At 69.8% G+C, this 18,498-nt stretch carries 16 protein-coding genes; 3 read left to right on the plus strand and 13 right to left on the minus strand.

Annotated features, from left to right (window positions below):
- Positions 1–159: 159 nt before the first annotated feature.
- The 6 genes from AC6CH2_RS00480 to AC6CH2_RS00505 form a co-directional block, all read right to left on the minus strand.
- A complete protein-coding gene (locus AC6CH2_RS00480) occupies positions 160–2,682 on the minus strand; it encodes a putative bifunctional diguanylate cyclase/phosphodiesterase (protein WP_498267460.1) in 2,523 nt (840 codons plus the stop codon).
- A 47-nt stretch (positions 2,683–2,729) separates the two neighbouring features.
- Positions 2,730–3,626 (minus strand): hydroxymethylglutaryl-CoA lyase, encoded by an 897-nt coding sequence (locus AC6CH2_RS00485; protein ID WP_498267461.1) that lies wholly within the window; start codon positions 3,624–3,626, stop codon positions 2,730–2,732.
- The gene (locus tag AC6CH2_RS00490; RefSeq protein ID WP_498267462.1) at positions 3,623–4,255 is read right to left on the minus strand and encodes a hypothetical protein; all 633 of its coding nucleotides are present in this window, start codon (positions 4,253–4,255) and stop codon (positions 3,623–3,625) included. Before AC6CH2_RS00490 ends, AC6CH2_RS00485 begins: the two co-directional genes overlap by 4 nt.
- A 409-nt stretch (positions 4,256–4,664) precedes the next feature.
- Positions 4,665–6,713, minus strand: a complete 2,049-nt coding sequence (locus AC6CH2_RS00495; RefSeq protein WP_498267463.1) for an acetyl/propionyl/methylcrotonyl-CoA carboxylase subunit alpha — start codon at positions 6,711–6,713, stop codon at positions 4,665–4,667.
- 195 nt (positions 6,714–6,908) lie between these two features.
- Entirely contained in the window at positions 6,909–7,298 is a 390-nt protein-coding gene (locus tag AC6CH2_RS00500) for a VOC family protein (protein ID WP_498267464.1), read from the minus strand.
- A gap of 25 nt (positions 7,299–7,323) precedes the next feature.
- On the minus strand, positions 7,324–8,106 hold the full coding sequence (locus AC6CH2_RS00505; protein ID WP_498267465.1) for an enoyl-CoA hydratase-related protein: 783 nt from the start codon (positions 8,104–8,106) through the stop codon (positions 7,324–7,326).
- Positions 8,107–8,234: 128 nt separating this feature from the next.
- On the opposite strand from AC6CH2_RS00505, the gene AC6CH2_RS00510 reads away from it, so the two are divergent.
- From AC6CH2_RS00510 to AC6CH2_RS00520, 3 genes are read left to right on the plus strand one after another with little or no spacing between them, the layout of a single operon-like run.
- Entirely contained in the window at positions 8,235–8,498 is a 264-nt protein-coding gene (locus AC6CH2_RS00510) for a FeoA family protein (RefSeq protein WP_435394784.1), read from the plus strand.
- Positions 8,495–10,363 carry a ferrous iron transporter B gene (feoB, locus tag AC6CH2_RS00515; protein WP_498267466.1) on the plus strand — a complete coding sequence of 623 codons (1,869 nt, stop codon included), beginning with the start codon at positions 8,495–8,497 and terminating at the stop codon, positions 10,361–10,363. The genes AC6CH2_RS00510 and feoB overlap by 4 nt, the downstream gene beginning before the upstream one ends.
- Positions 10,364–10,366: 3 nt before the next feature.
- Positions 10,367–10,609 carry a DUF6587 family protein gene (locus tag AC6CH2_RS00520; protein WP_498267467.1) on the plus strand — a complete coding sequence of 81 codons (243 nt, stop codon included), beginning with the start codon at positions 10,367–10,369 and terminating at the stop codon, positions 10,607–10,609.
- A 140-nt stretch (positions 10,610–10,749) separates the two neighbouring features.
- Here the strand turns inward: AC6CH2_RS00520 and AC6CH2_RS00525 are convergent, their stop codons facing one another.
- The 7 genes from AC6CH2_RS00525 to AC6CH2_RS00555 all read right to left on the minus strand — a co-directional run bounded on the left by AC6CH2_RS00525 (position 10,750) and on the right by AC6CH2_RS00555 (position 18,341).
- Positions 10,750–11,289, minus strand: a complete 540-nt coding sequence (locus AC6CH2_RS00525; RefSeq protein ID WP_498267468.1) for a hypothetical protein — start codon at positions 11,287–11,289, stop codon at positions 10,750–10,752.
- A 38-nt stretch (positions 11,290–11,327) separates the two neighbouring features.
- Positions 11,328–11,702 carry a hypothetical protein gene (locus AC6CH2_RS00530; protein ID WP_435397158.1) on the minus strand — a complete coding sequence of 125 codons (375 nt, stop codon included), beginning with the start codon at positions 11,700–11,702 and terminating at the stop codon, positions 11,328–11,330.
- Entirely contained in the window at positions 11,699–12,313 is a 615-nt protein-coding gene (locus tag AC6CH2_RS00535) for a bactofilin family protein (RefSeq protein ID WP_498267469.1), read from the minus strand. The genes AC6CH2_RS00530 and AC6CH2_RS00535 overlap by 4 nt, the downstream gene beginning before the upstream one ends.
- A gap of 352 nt (positions 12,314–12,665) precedes the next feature.
- A complete protein-coding gene (locus AC6CH2_RS00540) occupies positions 12,666–14,234 on the minus strand; it encodes a hypothetical protein (protein WP_498267470.1) in 1,569 nt (522 codons plus the stop codon).
- On the minus strand, positions 14,231–15,007 hold the full coding sequence (locus AC6CH2_RS00545; protein ID WP_498267471.1) for a J domain-containing protein: 777 nt from the start codon (positions 15,005–15,007) through the stop codon (positions 14,231–14,233). Before AC6CH2_RS00545 ends, AC6CH2_RS00540 begins: the two co-directional genes overlap by 4 nt.
- 13 nt (positions 15,008–15,020) lie before the next feature.
- The gene (locus AC6CH2_RS00550) at positions 15,021–16,706 is read right to left on the minus strand and encodes an Hsp70 family protein (protein ID WP_498267472.1); all 1,686 of its coding nucleotides are present in this window, start codon (positions 16,704–16,706) and stop codon (positions 15,021–15,023) included.
- Positions 16,707–16,730: 24 nt separating this feature from the next.
- Entirely contained in the window at positions 16,731–18,341 is a 1,611-nt protein-coding gene (locus AC6CH2_RS00555) for a carboxyl transferase domain-containing protein (RefSeq protein WP_031373359.1), read from the minus strand.
- Positions 18,342–18,498 lie beyond the last annotated feature (157 nt).

An 18,498-nucleotide genomic window follows, 5' to 3' on the forward strand; every position in this document is an offset into this window, starting at 1 on the left:
CCGTGCAGTTGGTCGGGGGACTGCCGGGCAGCGCCTCATGTCCGCATCGCGGCGGCGACCGCGTTTATGCGCACTCGATCGGCGCGAAGCGGCAGGCGAGAGAAGCGCTCGCCGGCAGTGATGCCGCAAGCATCATCCACAAACAGGGCGACCCATGCCTCAACTGCGCATCAACCCGCGGCAATAGTCGCGCAGGTCGTTCGGAGCCAATCCCGGCGCGAACAAAAAGCCCTGGCCGACGGCGACCCCGAGTTCGCGCAGGAAGGCGCGCTGGCGCTCGGTCTCGATGCCTTCGGCGACCAGGCCCAGGCCGAGGCTGCGGGCGATGCCGGTGACCGCCTGGCAGACGGCGACGTCGGAATGGTTGTCGGGCACGCCCTGGACGAACAACTGGCTGAGCTTGAGGCCGTGGATCGGCAGCCGGCGCAGGTAGTTGAGGGCGCTATAACCTTCGCCGAAGTCGTCGATCGACAGGCTGACGCCGAGTTCGCGCAGGCGGGCGAAGGTGCGCACCGTGTCGGGCGCGTCCTCGATCAGCACGCGCTCGGTGAATTCCAGCTCCAGCGCGCTGCCGGACAGGCCGTATTCGGACAGGGCCTGGGCGACGCTGCTGGCGAGGTCGTCGCCGAGGAACTGACGGTAGGACACGTTGACCGCGACCCGTTCGATATGCAGGCCCTGATCGCGCCATTCGCGCAGTTGCCGGCAGGCCTCGTGCAGGACCCAACCGCCGATGCCGACGATGTCGCCGGTGGTCTCGGCATGGCCGATGAAACGGTCCGGACGCATCTCGCCGAGCGAGCGGTTGCGCCAGCGGATCAGGGCCTCGACCGCGACCACGCTGCCGTCGCTGAGGTCGACCTGCGGTTGGTAGACCAGGTGCAGCTCGTCGTTGTGCACGGCGCGGCGCAGGTGGGTTTCCAACTGCAGGCGGTGCAGTTGCTGCTCGGCCAGTTCGGGCGTGAACGCCTGCCAGCTGTTGCGGCCGCGGCGCTTGCTGTCGTACATGGCCACGTCGGCGCTCTGGATCAGCTGCTGGGCGGTGCGGCCGTCGAGCGGCGACTGGGCGATGCCGATGCTCGCGGTGATGCTGAATTCTTCGCCGTCGACGCGGAAGCTGTCGCCGAAGGTTTCCAGGATCGAATCGGCGATCCGTTCGGCGCGTTGCGGTTCGCCGTCGAGCGAACAGACCACCAGGAATTCGTCGCCGCCGAAACGGGCGATCTGGGCGCGTTCGCCGACGGCCTGGCGGATGCGGCGCGCCGCCGAGGCCAGCAGGCGGTCGCCGGCCGCATGGCCCAGCACGTCGTTGACGACCTTGAAGCGGTCGAGATCGATGTAGAGCACGGCGAGCGGCGACTGGGGGAAAGTGTCGAGGCGTTGTTCGAGTTCGGCCTGCACCGCGTCGCGGTTGAGCAGGCCGGTCAGCGGATCGCTGCGCGCCTGGATGCGCAGGTGTTCTTCTTCGAGCTTGCGTTCGGTGATGTCCTGCAGGGTGCCGGTGATGACCTGGCCGATCGGCTCGCCGGTGCCGGCGTCGCCGATCACGCGCACCCAGAAGGCGCTGCCGTCCGGGCGCAGGCCCTGCAACTCCAGGTCGAGGCCGCGGCCGTTGCCGAGGCTGCGTTCGAGCCCGTTGCGCAGGCGGTGGCGGTCGAGCGGGCGCAGGCAGTTGAGCAGTTCCTCGATCGAGACCAGCGGGGTGTCGTAACCGAGGATATGGGTGGCTTCGTCGGTCAGGTACAGGCGGTCGCGTCCGGAGTCCCATTCCCAGCCGCCGATGTGCGCCAGCGCCTGGGCGCGGTCGAACAGGGCGCTGTCGCGCTTGAGCGCGGTGACGTTGGAGAACAGCGCGAACACTTGATGGGGGCGGTCGCCGCCGGCCGGGAACCGCGGTACCGCGGTCACCGACAGCCAGATCAGTTCGCGGCGGTCGCGGTGGTACAGGCCGAGCACGGTGCTTTCGACGATGCGGCCGGTCGTCAGGGCGACGTTGGACGGGTACTGCTCGCGGCTCAGTTCGTGGCCGCGCTCGTCGATCACCATCCACTGCCCGGAGCGCAGTTCGTCGGCGATGCTCTCGCCGCTGTGCAGCGACAGCAGGCGCATAGCCGCGCTGTTGGCGTAGACGATGCGCAGCGTCTCGTCCTGCACGATCACGCCGCGATCGATCAGTTCGACCAACTCGCGGAAGCGCAGCTCGGCTTCCTGGCGGTTGCTGAGGTCGCGGGCGATGGCGATGATCCGGCGCTGGCCCTGGTGGATGAAGCCGGCCGAATGCACCTCGACCGGGAAACGCGTGCCGTCGCCGCGCTTGTTGGTCACCTCGATGATGTAGCTCTGGCCCCGGTTGAGCGTTTCCCACACCGGGATCAGGTGATCGCGCGGCAACTCCGGGTTGAGCGTGTGGATCGGCTGGCCGAGGATCTCCTCGCGGATGCGCCGATGCTCCTGGGTGCCGTGGCGATTGATCTCGACCACGGTGCCGGCTTCGTCGAGCACGGTGACCAGGTCGGGAATCGCATCGAAGGCGGCGCGGTACAGACAGGCGTGGTCGCCCTCGGCGGCGCCGTCCGCGCGATGCCGCAGGGCTGCGGCCGCATCGCTCAGCACGCGGCGCAAGCCGGGTTCGAGAGCGGGGTCCTCCAGTGCGCGGTCCAGCGCCGCCAGCGTGTCCGCCACCGGGGCTTGCGCCGGTGCAGGCGGACCGTCGGCGGGCGCGCCGGGCTTCACGCGGCGAGGGCCTTGCCGACCTTGCTGCCGGTTTCGCGGCCGAGCAGGCCGGCCAGCCAGCGCCCGGTCTCGGCCAGCGCGTCGAGATCGACGCCGGTCTCGATGCCGAGCCCGTGCAGCATGTAGACCACGTCTTCGCTGGCGACGTTGCCGCTGGCGCCCTTGGCGTAGGGGCAGCCGCCGGTGCCGGACACCGCCGAATCGACCACGGCCACGCCTTCTTCCAGGCAGGCCAGGATGTTCGACAGGGCCTGGCCGTAGGTGTCGTGGAAATGCACCGCCAAGGCCGCGGTCGGCACCTCCGAAGCCACCGCCTTGAACATTGCCCGCGCCTTGCCCGGGGTGCCGACGCCGATGGTGTCGCCGAGCGACACCTCGTAACAGCCCATCGCATGCAGCGCACGCGCCACGCGGACCACGTCGGCGACCGGCACCGCGCCCTGGTAGGGGCAGCCGAGCACGGTCGAGACATAGCCGCGCACCGCGACGCCGTCGGCCTTGGCGCGCGCCATCACCGGTTCGAAGCGGGCCAGCGATTCGTCGATGCCGGCATTGATGTTGGTGCGGTTGAACGCTTCCGAGGCCGCGGTGAACACCGCGATCTCTTCCACGCCGACCGCGCGCGCGCGTTCGTAGCCTTGCTCGTTCGGCACCAGCACCGGGTAGTGCACGCCGGGCTTGCGCCGGATGCCGGCGAAGACCTCGGCGGCGTCGGCGAGCTGTGGCACCCATTTCGGGCTGACGAAGCTGGTCGCCTCGATGCTGCGCAGGCCGGTCGCCGACAGCCGGTCGATCAGGGCGATCTTGTCGGCGGTGGCGATCTGCGCCTTCTCGTTCTGCAGTCCGTCGCGCGGACCGACTTCGACGATACGTACGGAAGCGGGCTGGGTCATCGTGTGTCCTTGGCGGTGGCGCGCTGCAGCACCACGGCTGTCTTGTCGGTGTCGTAGAGCAGGCCGGCGCGTTGTTCGAGGGTGTCGCGCAGTTGTTGCGAACTGCCCTCGACCAGGGCGAACCGGTCTTCGAGTTTGCGCCCGCGCAGGCTGCCGGCGGCGATCGCCGTCAGCGCGCGTTGCGAGTCGGGCAGCCAGGCGTTGGCCTGGTCGCCTTCGATGCGGTACAGGACCAGGAACACGGCGCCGGCCGGCGTGGTCTTGGCGAGTTGTTTCTGCTCGGTGCCGATCGCGCGGTCGGCATCGGCCGGGGTCAGGACGATGTAGCGGTCGCGTCCGAGCGTGAAACCGGTCAGGTCGAGCGCGACCGGCTGCTCGCGCAGTCCCGGCCAGTCTTCCGTATGGCAGCGCGCGTCGATGCGGATGCGTTTGGCGACGCCGTCGGCGCGCAGATTCCATTCGCCCGGCAGCTCCGGGTCGCAACTGCGCTCGGCCACCGGCGAACGCTCGAAGGCGACACAGCCGCCGAGCAGGGTCAGCGCCATCGCCAGGGCGCCGGACAGCGCGCAGTGTCGGTGCGGCGTGGCCGCGGACGAAGGCAAAGGGTGCTCGGGCGGGGTCGCTGTCATCGAAGGCCGTCGGGCGTGGGTCGGTGGGACCGAATGATCGGGCGCAAGCGCGCCGCTGCGAAAGCCATCATGAGCCTGGAAAGCGGCAAAGCTCAAGCGAAATAGCCCGCGTTGCGTTACTGCAACGGCGGCCCGCCGGCCGTGGCCGCGGTCCGGCGCCTCGATGCCCGAGTTGCCCGCCCTGAGGCTTGTGTCGTTCGCCCCGGAGAGGAGGCAGAGATCGCTTTGGCGCTTGCTTGCCGAAGCGGTTCATGCACGCAGAGAAAATCCCCGCGCGATGGAGTTCGCGGCGGCGTCGGGCTGGCGTTGCGCGCCGCCCCCTGTGTCGAGGGGGCGATTTCATGATCGGGCAGGGCGGTGTCCTTGCCTGCCCCACGACCCCTCGCGCAGTCCCGCGTACCGCCCGGCCTTACGCCGTTTCCAGCGTCGCCAGCACCGCGTCGGCTTCGACGAAATCGCCGGCCGCCGCGCGTACCTCGGCGAGCACGCCGGCGCGCGGGGACTTCAGGCTCAGCTCCATCTTCATCGCTTCGATCACCATCACTTCCTGGCCGGCCTCGACCGCGTCGCCGGCGACGAGCTTGACCACGACCACGCGGCCCGGCATCGGCGCGGTGACGTTGTTGCCGGACCCGGAGGCGGCGCTGTGTTCGTGGCGGTACATCGGCACCGATTCCAGGCGCAGGCGGCGCTCGCCGTCGTGCACGACCACCCGGCCGCCGCTCTCGCTCAGGCTCTCGGCGAAGGCGGTCAGGCGACGCGCGCGGCCGTCGATACGCAGGCTCAGTTCGGCGCCGTCGAGGCGCGCGCCCTGGATCTGGTGTTGCACGTCGCCGAGCGCGGGAATCTCGATCCGGTAGTCGCCGCCGCTGCCGTGCGCCTGCAATTCCAGGCGCTCGTCGCGCTGCACGAAGGCCAGGCTGCGGCGGCCGCCGTGGCCGAGGCGCCAACCGTCGGCGATCGCCCACGGCGAGTCCGGGTCGTTGGAAGCGGCGGCGTTATCGCGGCTGCGGCCTTCCTGGGCCAGCAACTGGACCACGGTCGCGCCGAGCAGCAGGTCGCGGTCGCCGGCGGCGTCGACCTGCGCCGAGGGCATGAACTCCTCGAGGTGGCGGTCCAGATACCCGGTGTCGATGCGGCCCTCGACCACCGCCGGGTGGCGGATCAGGCGCTCGAGGAATTCGATGTTCGACTTCGGCCCGGCGATCTCGCACTGGGCGAGCGCGCCGCGCAGGCGCGCCAGCGCGCGCGGACGGTCCTGGTCGTACACGATCAGCTTGGCGATCATCGGGTCGTAGAAGATCGTCACCGTGTCGCCTTCGATCACGCCCGAGTCCAGGCGCACGTGGGCGTCGGCGGACGGCAGACGCAGGCGTTCCAGCTTGCCCGAGCCGGGCAGGAAGCCGGCCTCGGGGTCTTCGGCGTACAGACGCACTTCGATCGCATGGCCGCGCTGGCCGATGGCGTCCTGCGCGCACGGCAGGGCTTCGCCGGCGGCGACCCGCAGCTGCCACTCGACCAGGTCGAGGCCGGTGACGAGCTCGGTGACAGGGTGTTCGACCTGCAGGCGGGTGTTGATCTCCATGAAGTAAAAGCCGCCCGGCTTTCCATCGGCATCCTGGCCGACGATGAACTCGACCGTGCCGGCGTTGACGTAGTCGATCGCCTGGCCGGCCAGCACCGCCGCGGCGCCCATCGTCGCGCGCAGCTCGGCGCTGAGAAACGGCGACGGCGATTCTTCCAGCACCTTCTGGTAACGGCGCTGGGCCGAGCACTCGCGCTCGTTGAGGTGGATCACCTGGCCGTGGCGGTCGCCGAAGATCTGGATCTCGATGTGGCGCGGGCGTTCGACATAGCGTTCGAGCAGCACGCGGTCGCGGCCGAAGGCGTTGCGCGCCTCGCGCTGGCAGCTTTCGAGCAGGGCCGGGAACTCCTCGCTCGCGCGCACGATGCGCATGCCCTTGCCGCCGCCGCCGTGGGCGGCCTTGATCATCAGCGGATAACCGATGCGGTCGGCCTCGCCGTGCAGCAGCGCCGGGTCCTGGTTCTCGCCGGTATAGCCCGGCACCACCGGCACGCCGGCGGCCTGCATCAGTTCCTTGGCGCCGGCCTTGCTGCCCATCTTGCGCATCGAGGCGGCCTTGGGGCCGATGAAGGCGATGCCCGCGGCTTCGACCGCGTCGGCGAAGTCGGCGTTCTCGCTGAGGAAGCCGTAGCCGGGGTGGATCGCCTGGGCGCCGCAACGCAGCGCCACTTCGATGATGGCGTCGCCGCGCAGGTAGCTGTCGGCCGGGCGCGGGCCGCCGATCGGATAGGCCTCGTCGGCCTGGCGTACGTGCTGGGCGTCGGCGTCGGCCTCGGAATACACCGCGACGGTGCGGACGCCGAGGGTGCGGCAGGTGCGGATGACGCGACAGGCGATCTCGCCGCGGTTGGCGATCAGGATTTTTTCAAACATGAAGGAGCACGCCGATCGGGCGCCGCAGCGCAGGGTGGAAGGAGGCCGCGCTGCGAAGGCTCGCGCGCGGCCGGGGTATTTTGGCCGATGGCCCGGCGCGATGGGGCGGCTCGGGCATCGGCGATGCGGCGCCGCTCGCGGCACGCCGTCGCAATACCGCGATGCGATGGGGCGATGCGATGACCTGCGCCGCCATCAGGCGGCCGGTGCGTGGCAGACCGCCTCGACGTTGTTGCCGTCGGGGTCGATCACATAAGCGCCGTAGTAGTTGGGGTGGTAATGCGCGCGCACGCCCGGCGCGCCGTTGTCGCGGGCGCCGGCGGCCAGCGCCTGCGCGTGGAAGGCATCGACCGCGGCGCGGCTGTCCGCGTTGAAGGCCACATGGGCGCCGCCGCTAGCCTGGCCGCTCTTGCTGATCCAGAACGCCGGGCGCTGCGGCGGGCCGAAGCCGAACACTTCCTCGCCGCCGGTGATCTCCCTGCCGATCGTGGTCACCAGGCCGTAGCCCAACGGCGCCAGTGCCTGCAGATAGAAGTCGCGGCTGCGCAGCGGGTCGGCGACGGACAGGCCGAGATGGTCGAGCATGGGACGCTCCTTGGATGGCGGGCCGTTACGGGCACCAGTGGGCCTTGCGCTTGTCGAGGAAGGCCGACAAGCCTTCCTGGCCTTCCGACGATACCCGCAGGGCGGCGATCAGACCGGCATTGTCGGCGTCCAGGCGGGCGCCGTCGCGCTCGCCGGCGACCCGGCGCACCAGCGTCTTGGCCTGGGCGGCGGCATGCGGACCGGCCTTGAGCAACAACGCGATCTGCTGCGCGACCGCGGCATCCAGGCCGTCCTCGGCGACTACGTCATGAAGCAGGCCGATGCGCAGGGCGGTGGCGGCATCGAAGATTTCCGCGCTCGCGAACCAGCGGCGCGACTCGCGCGCGCCGATCGCCTCGATCACGTACGGCGAGATCACCGCCGGCAGCAGGCCCAGCTTGCTCTCGGTCAGACCGAACTTCGCCGACGGCGTCGCCAGGGCGATGTCGCAGCAGGCGACCAGGCCGACGCCGCCGCCGAACGCCGCGCCGTGGACCCGGGCGATGGTCGGCTTGGGCAACTCGTTGAGGGTGCGCATCAGGCGCGCCAGGGCCAGGGCGTCCTCGCGGTTGGCCGCTTCGCTGGCCGCGGCCATGCCGCGCATCCAGTTGAGGTCGGCGCCGGCCGAGAACGAGGCGCCTTCGCCCTCGATCACCACCACCCGCACCTCGTCGTCGCCGGCCGCGGCTTCCAGCGCGCCGGTCAGCGCCGCGATCAGGATGGCGTCGAAGGCGTTGTGCAGCTCCGGACGATTCAGGCGCAGGCGGGCGACAGGGCCCTCGCGCAGGCTAAGCAGCGGATGGGACATGGGGGATGAGTTTGTAGGAGTTGGCGAATGATACCGTTCAGCTTGCCGCGTCCGCTCCTGTACGGTCGGCGGTGCTAGAATGAGAACAATTCCCATTTGGGACGCCACCGTTCAGTGGAAGCCACCCTTTGAAGCTGTCCGAACTGCCGCGCCGCACCGCGGCCACGGTCGAGTCCGTCGATGACCAGATCGCCAACGACACCATCGCAAGACGCCTGCGCGAACTCGGTTTCGTCAGCGGCGAGCGGGTCGAAGTAGTGGCCGCCGGCCCGCTCTCGGCCGAGCCGCTGCTGGTCCAGGTCGGCTATACGCGCTTCGCCCTGCGCCGCAGCGAGGCCGCGCGCGTGCGGGTGAAGCTGCTGGACGCCAATGTTTCGGAGCCGCGGTCGTGACCGCCGCCGCCGAGCCCCTGCGCGTCGCCCTGGTCGGCAACCCCAACTGCGGCAAGACCGCGCTGTTCAACCTGCTGACCGGCAGCCGCCAGAAAGTCGCCAACTACGCCGGCGTCACCGTCGAGCGCAAGGAAGGCCGTTTGCGCGCGCCTTCGGGCCGCACCTATGCGGTGCTCGATCTGCCCGGCGCCTACAGCCTGCAGGCGGCGAGCCTGGACGAGGCGGTCACCCGCGACCTGGTGCGCGGTTTCTATCCCGGCGAACGCGCGCCCGACGTGCTGCTGTGCGTGGTCGATGCGACCAACCTGCGCCTGCACCTGCGCTTCGCCCTGGAACTGCGCGAACTCGGCCGGCCGATGGTGGTGGCGATCAACATGATGGACGCGGCCAAGCGCCGCGGCATCGAGATCGACCTGGTCGCGCTCGAGCGCGAACTCGGCGTGCCGGTGGTGCCGACCGTCGCGGTCAAGCGCGACGGCGCCCACGAACTGGTCGCCATGCTCGACCGGATCGCGGTCGGGCCGCGCGAACCGCACGAGCCGCGGGTGCGCCTGGGCGAGAGCGCCGACCTGCATGCCGAAACCCGTCGCCTGCTCGCGCTCAGCGTGAGCATGCCGACCCGCACCGCCAAGGTCGACGACGTGCTCGACCGCTGGCTGCTGCATCCGGCGCTGGGCCTGCTGACCCTGGCGGTGGTGATGTTCCTGATCTTCCAGGCGGTGTACGCCTGGGCGACGCCGCTGATGGACGGCATCGAGGCGGTCACCGCGCTCGCCGGCGAATGGGTCGGCGCGACCCTGCCGGAGGGGCCGCTGCGCAGCCTGCTGGTCGACGGCATCATCGCCGGCCTCGGCGGGGTGATCGTGTTCCTGCCGCAGATCCTGATCCTGTTCGCCTTCATCCTGGCGCTGGAGGAATCGGGCTACCTGCCGCGCGCGGCGTTCCTGCTCGACCGCATGATGGCCGGCGCCGGTCTGTCGGGCCGCTCGTTCATTCCGCTGTTGTCGAGCTTCGCCTGCGCCATCCCCGGGATCATGGCGACGCGCTCGATCCAGGACCCGCGCGACCGACTGGCGACGATCCTGGTCGCGCCCCTGATGACCTGTTCGGCGCGCCTGCCGGTGTACGCCTTGCTGATCGGCGCCTTCATTCCGCAGCGCGAAGTCTGGGGCATGTTGAACCTGCAGGGCCTGGTGCTGTTCGGCCTGTACATGGCCGGCATCCTCAGCGCGCTGATGGTGTCGTGGGTGATGAAGAAGTGGCGCCGCGACAAGAGCGAACACGCGCTGTTGCTGGAGCTGCCCTCGTACCGGATACCGCATCCGCGCGATCTGCTGATCGGCCTGTGGGAGCGCGCCTGGATCTTCCTGCGCCGGGTCGGCGGCATCATCCTGTCGCTGACCATCCTGCTGTGGTTCCTGCTGTCGTTCCCGGGCGCGCCCGAGGGCGCGACCATGCCGGCCATCGACTACAGCTTCGCCGGCCGCATCGGCCATGCCATGACCGCAGTGTTCGCGCCGATCGGCTTCAACTGGCAGATCTGCATCGCGCTGATCCCGGGCATGGCCGCGCGCGAAGTCGCGGTGGCCTCGCTGGCGACGGTGTACGCCTTGTCCGCGGCCGACGACGAAGCCGCCGCGCAGGCGCTGAGCCCGATCATCACCGACACCTGGTCGCTGGCGACCGCGCTGTCGCTGCTGGTCTGGTTCATCTACGCACCGCAATGTCTGTCGACCCTGGCGACGATCCGCCGCGAGACCAACTCGTGGAAACAGGTGGCGATCAGCGCCGGTTATCTGTTCGCCTTGGCCTACCTGGCCTCGTTGCTGACCTACCAGGTCGCGGTCGCCCTGGGAGCGGGCTGAGCCATGGACGCCGGACTGTTCGCGCAGTACGTGGTGATCGCGATCGCGGTGCTCGCCAGCGCCGTGGTCGTCGCGCGCAAACAGTTCCCCGGCGGCGTGCGCCGCTTGCGCGTGGCCTGCGCCCTGCCGCTGGTGCGCGACGGCCGGCCGCCGTGGCTGCGCCGGATCGGCAAGGCGATCGCGCCGGCGCCGCGCGCGGCCGCGCCGAACTGCGCCGGTTGCGACAGCTGCGGGCCGTCGGACTGAGCCGGTCAAGGTTCGAGCCAGCGCAGAACGCAACGAAGCCCCGCATGAGCGGGGCTTCGTCTTTCAGGCCGGTAGAACGCGTGGCCGCGGCGCCGAGCCCGGCGAGCGGAACCTGCGGCCGCCGGCGGCGATCCGCGCGCTCAGTTGCTGCGGCTGCGCAAGTAGTCCTGCACTTCCTGCAGATAGCTCTGCGCTTCCTCGCGGTGCGCCGGGGCGAGTTCGCTGCCGAAGCGGCTCTTGCCGTCGTGCAGTTGCAGGTAGGCCGCGACGCTGCCGTCGTCGCGCAGGAAGTCGAAGATCGCGATGAAGTCGTTGGCCGCGGGCTCGTTGAAAGCGCCGGCGGCGCGCAAGGGGCTGAGGATGCGCAGCCGCTCGGTGAGGTTCTCCGATACCCGCAGCATCGCGATGTGCAGGGTGCGGTTGATTTCGTCGTACTCGACCGGCGGCGTGCCGGTCCACTCGTCCTGGCGCCAGGCCTTGATCAGGTCGGCCACCGTCGGCGCATCCAGGTCGGCGAGCATTTCCGCGGCGGCCTTGCCGAGGCCGCGGACCGCGTGGCGGTCGAACCAGCACTGCCAATCGTCGAACGAGACCGGGCGCGCCGGCGTGGAATTCATGAAAGCTTCGTACTGCTCGTGGCTCAGCGTGAATCTCGCGTACAGCGAAGCGGGTTGCGACATCGAAAGGGGTCCTTTCCTGTGACCGACGCGCAGACGCCTTAGCGTCGCAGACGTCCTTTGTTCGCGGCCTTGTAGCCGACCGCTTCGAAGGCCTCGACCGCCAGGGTGAAGGTGCGTTCCTCGCCGGGATGCAGGGCGCCGACGCCGACGACCTGGCGGGTGATCTCCTCGCCGCGGTCGTTGCGGATCGACAGCACCATGGAGTACTCCCACGCGCCGTCGCTCGGCGGATGCCGAATCGTGCCCTCGACATGCAGCGGCGAGAATCTCGCCGCCGTCTGTTGCGATGCGTCCGAATCGAAGCGCAAGTGATGCCGGCACGCCGGACAGACGCTCGCGCTTTCGAGGATCGTCGCCTTGCAATGCGGACAAATGCGCGTCGCCCCGGGCAGGCCCTGGCGGACGGCGCTCATGAGTCGGCGCCGGTCTCCGTCTTGGCGCCGTTCTTGTCGGCCTTGCCTTCGCCGCGCCCGCCTTCGTTGCGTGCGACCGGCTTGGCGGCGTCCTTGTCGTCCCAGCCGAACTCGACCTGGCCGCGCATGCGCGAACCGGCTGCGACCGTCATCACCGCCGCCTTGACGTCGCCGATCATCGCGCCGCTGTCGAGCAGTTCGACGCGCTGCGCCGATTCGATGTTGCCTTCGAGTTCGCCGGCGATCACGACCTTGCGCGCGCGCACGCCGCCGGTGAGCTTGGCGCCGAGTTCGACGGTGAGGTCGCCGTCGACCTGGACGTCGCCCTTGAAGCGGCCGGCGATGCGGATGTGGCCGGAGCCCTGGATCTTGCCTTCGATCGACAGGTCCGAAGCGATCAGGGACTCCTTGACCGTTTCGCGTTCGACCGCGCGCGCGGCCGGAGCCGGCGCGGGGGCCGGTGCGGCGGCATACGGCGCGGGCGAGGGCGAAGCGTGTCCAAACGAGAATTCGGTGGCCGCGTCGGGTTCTTTCTTGAGCGCGGTTTCCGGTTGCAGCGGCGGTACCGGATTGTCGCGCTTGGGCGGAGCAGGCTGGTTGAAGATGGCCATGACGCGGTGTTTCCTCAGGTCGGGGGATCAGGTGATGACACGCGTGAACTTCGGAGCCTAACACGCTGATACGACGCGCCCACTGTGATGAATCTCACCAATCGGAGTTGCAGAAAACCGCGACTCGGATTCAGTTTTCGCAGGCGTTTGCGCAACTGCGAAACACCTCGAAGGCTCACGCGTTCAGCGAACCGAGGCCGCGGCTGCGATGGCAAAAATAGTTCAGAAATCTTTCAGGCCGATGAACAGGCCGATGAACAGGCCGGCTCGCCGCTGTCGAATCGACCGCACGAACAGGCGCGACGGGATGGGATGGACAGGCCTCAGCCGATACGGACCGAGCCGGCAGCGGTCACGCCCACAGCAGGCCGCGCACGATCAGCAACAGCGCCGCCGCCACCAGCAAGGGGCGCAGCCAACTCGCCTGTTCGCGCGCGGTCTGCAGGTCGGTGCGTTGCAGTCTGGCCAGGTGCAGGTCCTGCGCGATCGGGGTCGCCACGCCGGCGGCCAGGTACAGCGGCAGCCATGTGTCCGGTATCGCGCGCAACTGCCCGGCCGGCGTGCCCAACACAATCGCGAAACAATCCGGCAGGCACACCGCGACGACGAGCCCGGCGAACATCGTCCACACCGTGCGATAGATGCGGCCGACGCCGCGCGCGACCATCCAGGTCGCCGCCATGCCGACGACGGCCAGCGCAGACAGGTCGGTCGACAGCGGCGCGAGACCCAGCGCGAGGACGGCGAGCGCGGCGACCAACAGCAACGGCCGGTCGCGATACGACAGCACGCCGGGGTCGCCGCGCTTCGGCAGTAGCGGAGTCAACATACGGACGCAGGCGAGCGAGAGCCAGATCGCCGCACCGATGAACCACACCCGCGGCAGGTCGGCGAGCAGGGAGTTGCGCGGGCCGAAGGCGGCGAAGAAGCCGAGCAGCAACAGCGGATACAGCACGATGCGCGCCGCCGCGAGCAAGGCGCGGCGCACATCGATGCGATGGCGATCGGTCGCCCGATGCCAGAAGTCCATGCTGCCGGCATCGAGCCGCGTCGCCGCCAGCTGCGGGTCGATCTGCCGCAGGCTCGACCACAGGCTCATCAGGCGCGTCGGCAGCATCGCGACCAGCGCGATCAGCACCCGGCGCCGGAGCGAATAGGGCCCGAGCAGCTCGCGCATCAGCATCCGGTCCACCGGCCGCACTCGCGGCGACAGCATCGTCGCGACGGTCTGCTCGAACTCGGCGGCGGCCTCGGCGCGCCGGCTGGCCTGATGCACTTGTTCCTGCAGCCAGTCTTCTCGCGGGTTGACGCTGTCGAGGGCGAAGAAGGCGGCGATGGTGCGCACCGACTCGCTCGACAGCGGCGGGTCGGCCATGGCCAGCGCGTGCGCGACCGGTGCGCGCAGGGCCTGTTTCAGGTCGAGCGAGTACAGCGGCTCCAGGTCCAGCAGCCAGCGTTCCAACTCGGCCGCGCCGTGATCGCTCGCGCGCTGCAGCAGTTCGTCGAGGAAGGCGCGGCCGTCGAAGGCGTCGCTTGGGTCCTCGTCGTCGGACGGCGGCGAGGGCGGTCTGCGCCAGCGGTCGTCCGCGGACGCGTGCGAGCGGCCCGATGGTGGCTCGGATGCCTCCGCGCGATCGGAGTCCGGCGGTTCATCGACGGGGCGCTCGCCGTGTTCGCCGTGGTGTTCGCGCTGGCACTCCGGCGCCGCCGCCGCAAGGTCTTCGTCCTCATCCTCGCCGTGTTCGCCGAGCGAGCGCCGGTGCTCGGCGTAAGCCAGGCAGTGCCGGTAGGCATCGTGCAGGTCCTGGAACCCGGCCGGGTCCTCGTCGGGACGGCTGCGGCGCAGCTCGCGCGCATAGGCGCGCTTGATCTCGCGCTCGTCGGCGCTGGCGGCGATGCCCAGGCGCTCGAACGGACTCATGTCTCGTTCGCCGCTTTGATCACCCGTGCGATCGCCACCAGCAGCATCAACAGGAAAAACAACACGCCCGGCGCCAGGCCGAGCGGATGGCGGCCACGCTTGCCGGGGCGAGGGTCCGGGTCGAACCGCAGCCCGCGGAAATCCGCGCCGCGCGCCTGCGAGTAGGCGCGCAGGTCGGCGATCGCCGGTTGCAGCGCCGCGGTGCGCGGATGCACGGTGTCGAGATCGAAGAAGGCCAGCACGATGTCGAGCTGGGCGATGTACAGCGAGGGTTCGCGTTCCAGGCGCGCCACCAGGGCCGGGGCGAGCGCCTGCTTGCGTTCGACCGAGTACAGGTCGGGGTGCTCGCGCAGCCAGCGTTCGAGTTCCTGCGAGCTGCCCTCGCGCGCGACCTGCAGCAGGCGGTCGAGGAAGGCGTCGCTGTCGAAGGGCGGGCGCTCGAAAGCGCCGCGGCCGAAGTCGTCGCTGCCGCTTTCTACGGCGTCGCGCTGGACGCCGGTGTCGTCGGCGTGCGCGTCATCGGCGCGCAGGCGCAGCGTCGGCAGCGCCCGCATGCCGTCGAGCAGCGCGTCGAGGTCCTCGAACATCGCGCTCGCCGCTTCGGGCTGCGGCCGGCGCGCCCATTCCAGGCAACGCTCATAGGCTTCGTTCAACTGCTGGAACGCGACCGGGTCCTCGTCGGGCCGGGTCTTGCGCAACTCGCGCGCATAGGCGCGCTTGATCTGGCTTTCGTCTGCGTCGTGGTCCAGGCCCAGGCGGGCGAACGGGCTCATGCGCGGGACATGCTCAGGACTGGGCTTCGATCGCGTCGAGGTAGCGCGCGAACTCGGTCCGGTGGTGGGCGATGAGCTCCGGGTCCTGCAGGTCCAGGGCGCCGCGGAACTGCACCAGCGCGTCCTGCAACTGCTCGCGCGCCCACAGCAGTTCTTCGTACAGGCGTTCGGCGCGCGCGACCAGGGCGATGTTCTCCTGCTGTTCGCGCGGATGCACCTTGATCGCCGCGAGGGCGGCCAGGCGTTCGCGGATCTCCTCCTGGCTCAGCACGCCGGGGTTCTTTTCCAGCACCACCTCGCGCTTGAGCCCGGTCGACAGCGCGACCGCCTCGACCTGCAGCAGGCCGTTGATGTCGTAGGTGAAACGCACGTCGATCGGGTTCTCGTCGCGGCGCTTGGGCGGCAACTCGATCGAGACCATGCCGAGGCGGACGTTGTGCTCGACCCGCGGGCTCTCGCCCTGGTAGATCTCGATCTCGACCGCGCGCTGCTCGTCGTAGGTCGGGAAATAACGCTCGACCCGGCTCACCGGCACGGTGCTGTTGCGGTGGATGATCGGCGAGAAGATGCCGGTGGTGTAGCGGCCGTGGGTCTCGCGGCTGGTGCTGACGCCGAGGGTGTGCGGACACACGTCGGTGAGGATGATTTCCTCCAGCGATTCGTCGCGCGCCTTCATCCCGGCGGCGACGCAGGCGCCCAGGCCGATCGCTTCGTCGGGGTTGACGTGGCGCAGCGGCAGGCGGCCGAACATGCGCGAGACCAGGCGCGCGCTCAGCGGCATGCGCGAGGCCCCGCCGACCAGGACGATTTCGTCGAGCTGGGCGGGGCTGAGCTTGGCGTCGCGCATCGCCCGTTCCAGCGGCGCGCGCAGGCGCTGCACCAGCGGTTCGCAGATCCGCGCGAAGGCGGCCTCGTCGACCCGCCAGGCGCGCGCCTGGCCGGCCAGGTTCAGTTCGAAGCCGACCTCGCTGCCGCGGGCCAGTTCGTGCTTGAGCGCCTCGATGCGGCGTTCGAGGATCGCCAGCTCGGTCAGGCTCAGCTGGCTCGCGGCCAGGCCGTGTTCGCTCAGGAAAGCCTCGAGCAGGGCCTGGGAGAAGTCTTCGCCGCCGAGGAAGTTGTCGCCGGCGCTGGCGTGCACTTCCATGATTCCGTCGAACAACTCCAGGATCGACACGTCGAAGGTGCCGCCGCCGAGGTCGAACACCAGGTAACGGCCGCCGCCGTCGCGCTGCTGCAGGCCGTAGGCCAGGGCCGCCGCAGTCGGTTCGTTGATCAGCCGCTCGACCTTGATCCCGGCCAGTTCGCCGGCGATGCGGGTGGCCTTGCGCTGGCTGTCGGAGAAATACGCCGGCACGCTGATCACCGCCTCTTCGACGCGGCGGCCGAGGTCGGCCTCGGCGTCGGCGATCAGCGACTTCAGGATCAGCGCCGACAATTCCTCGGGACGGAAGCGGTGCTTGCCGAGCGCGGTGACGCGGTCGGTGCCCATCCAGCGCTTGAACGCGGCGACGCTGCGCTGCGGGTGCGAGACCAGCCGTTCGCGCGCGGCGCGGCCGACGATGACCTCGTTGTGCTCGCCGACGCTGACCACCGAAGGCGTCAGCAGCGAGCCCAGGGCGTTCGCGATCAGGCGCGGGCCGTCGGGCCCGTGGACGCCGATCAGCGAATGGGTGGTGCCGAGGTCGATGCCGACGATCATGCGAAGCAGTCCTTTGCTGCGGGATTACATCCGGAATACGCCGAAGCGGGTGCGGTCCTCGATCGGCGCGTTGAGGCTGGCCGACAGCGCCAGCCCCAGCACCCGGCGGGTGTCGGCCGGGTCGATGATGCCGTCGTCCCACAGCCGCGCGCTGGCGTAGTAGGGGTTGCCCTGGCTTTCGTACTGGTCGCGGATCGGTGCCTTGAAGGCTTCCTCTTCGTCCGGCGTCCACACCTTGCCGGCCGCTTCGATGCCGTCGCGGCGCACCGTCGCCAGCACCGAGGCGGCCTGTTCGCCGCCCATCACGCTGATGCGCGCGTTCGGCCACATCCACAGGAAGCGGGCGCCGTAGGCGCGGCCGCACATGGCGTAGTTGCCGGCGCCGAAGCTGCCGCCGATCACCACGGTGAACTTGGGCACGTGCGAGCAGGCCACCGCGGTGACCATCTTGGCCCCGTCCTTGGCGATGCCGGCGTTCTCGTATTTCTTGCCGACCATGAAGCCGGTGATGTTCTGCAGGAACACCAGCGGGATGCCGCGCTGGTTGCACAACTCGATGAAGTGCGCGCCCTTCAGCGCGCTCTCGGCGAACAGGATGCCGTTGTTGGCGACGATGCCGACCGGATAGCCGTGGACGTGGGCGAAGCCGGTGATCAGGGTCTTGGCGTAGCGCGCCTTGAACTCCTGCAGTTCGCTGCCGTCGACGATGCGGGCGATCACCTCGCGGATGTCGAACGGGCGGCGGGTGTCCTTGGGAACGATGCCGTACAGCTCCTGCGCGGCGTACAGCGGCTCGCGCGAGGCCTGCACGGTCACCGGCAGGGTCTTGCGGCGGTTGAGGTTGCCGACGATCTCGCGGGCGATCTGCAGCGCGTGGCGGTCGTCCTCGGCGAAATGGTCGGCCACGCCCGACACGGTGGTATGCACTTCGGCGCCGCCGAGCGCTTCGGCGTCGACCACCTCGCCGGTGGCGGCCTTCACCAGCGGCGGGCCGCCGAGGAAGATCGTGCCCTGTTCCTTGACGATGATGCTCTCGTCGCACATCGCCGGCACGTAGGCGCCGCCGGCGGTGCAGCTGCCCATCACCACCGCGATCTGCGGGATGTTCTCGGCGCTGAGGCGGGCCTGGTTGTAGAAGATGCGGCCGAAATGCTCGCGGTCGGGGAACACCTCGTCCTGCAGCGGCAGGAAGGCGCCGCCGGAGTCGACCAGGTAGATGCAGGGCAGGCGGTTCTCGCGGGCGATCTCCTGCGCGCGCAGGTGCTTCTTGACCGTCATCGGGAAGTAGGTGCCGCCCTTGACCGTGGCGTCGTTGGCCACGATCACCACTTCCAGGCCCTGCACGCGGCCGATGCCGGCGACCATGCCCGCGGCGGGCGCGGCGTCGTCGTACATGCCCTCGGCGGCGAGCGGGGCGATTTCCAGGAACGGCGAACCCGGATCGAGCAGCGCGGCGATGCGGTCGCGCGCCAGCAGCTTGCCGCGCTCGGTGTGCTTGGCCCGGGCCTTGTCGCCGCCGCCGTGCGCGGCGCGCGCCAGGCGCGCATCGAGTTCCTCGACCAACGCCTGGTGGTAGGCGACGTTGTCCCGGAAATCCTGCGAGCGCGGGTCGAGTTGGGAGGTGATCGCGGGCATTGCACGGCGGCCTGGTTCTGGGACGCGGCATCAAAACACAAAGCGCCGTTCGCGGCCAATCACTTCGGGCGATGCGGTGCAGTACTGGGCAATGTAGCAAGCGCGGCGCGCGGGCGCTGCGCCGGCACTGCGGACGAGAACGAACCTCCGCGTGCGC

The organism is Lysobacter sp. GQ73 (assembly GCF_059758755.1).

Excerpts from the sequence above, each read along its gene's own strand:
- AC6CH2_RS00485 (WP_498267461.1), bottom strand. The coding sequence starts at position 3,626 with ATGACCCAGCCCGCTTCCGTACGTATCGTCGAAGTCGGTCCGCGCGAC.
- AC6CH2_RS00490 (WP_498267462.1), bottom strand. The coding sequence starts at position 4,255 with ATGACAGCGACCCCGCCCGAGCACCCTTTGCCTTCGTCCGCGGCCACG.
- AC6CH2_RS00495 (WP_498267463.1), bottom strand. The coding sequence starts at position 6,713 with ATGTTTGAAAAAATCCTGATCGCCAACCGCGGCGAGATCGCCTGTCGC.
- AC6CH2_RS00500 (WP_498267464.1), bottom strand. The coding sequence starts at position 7,298 with ATGCTCGACCATCTCGGCCTGTCCGTCGCCGACCCGCTGCGCAGCCGC.
- AC6CH2_RS00505 (WP_498267465.1), bottom strand. The coding sequence starts at position 8,106 with ATGTCCCATCCGCTGCTTAGCCTGCGCGAGGGCCCTGTCGCCCGCCTG.
- AC6CH2_RS00520 (WP_498267467.1), top strand. The coding sequence starts at position 10,367 with ATGGACGCCGGACTGTTCGCGCAGTACGTGGTGATCGCGATCGCGGTG.
- AC6CH2_RS00525 (WP_498267468.1), bottom strand. The coding sequence starts at position 11,289 with ATGTCGCAACCCGCTTCGCTGTACGCGAGATTCACGCTGAGCCACGAG.
- AC6CH2_RS00530 (WP_435397158.1), bottom strand. The coding sequence starts at position 11,702 with ATGAGCGCCGTCCGCCAGGGCCTGCCCGGGGCGACGCGCATTTGTCCG.
- AC6CH2_RS00535 (WP_498267469.1), bottom strand. The coding sequence starts at position 12,313 with ATGGCCATCTTCAACCAGCCTGCTCCGCCCAAGCGCGACAATCCGGTA.
- AC6CH2_RS00540 (WP_498267470.1), bottom strand. The coding sequence starts at position 14,234 with ATGAGTCCGTTCGAGCGCCTGGGCATCGCCGCCAGCGCCGACGAGCGC.
- AC6CH2_RS00545 (WP_498267471.1), bottom strand. The coding sequence starts at position 15,007 with ATGAGCCCGTTCGCCCGCCTGGGCCTGGACCACGACGCAGACGAAAGC.
- AC6CH2_RS00550 (WP_498267472.1), bottom strand. The coding sequence starts at position 16,706 with ATGATCGTCGGCATCGACCTCGGCACCACCCATTCGCTGATCGGCGTC.
- AC6CH2_RS00555 (WP_031373359.1), bottom strand. The coding sequence starts at position 18,341 with ATGCCCGCGATCACCTCCCAACTCGACCCGCGCTCGCAGGATTTCCGG.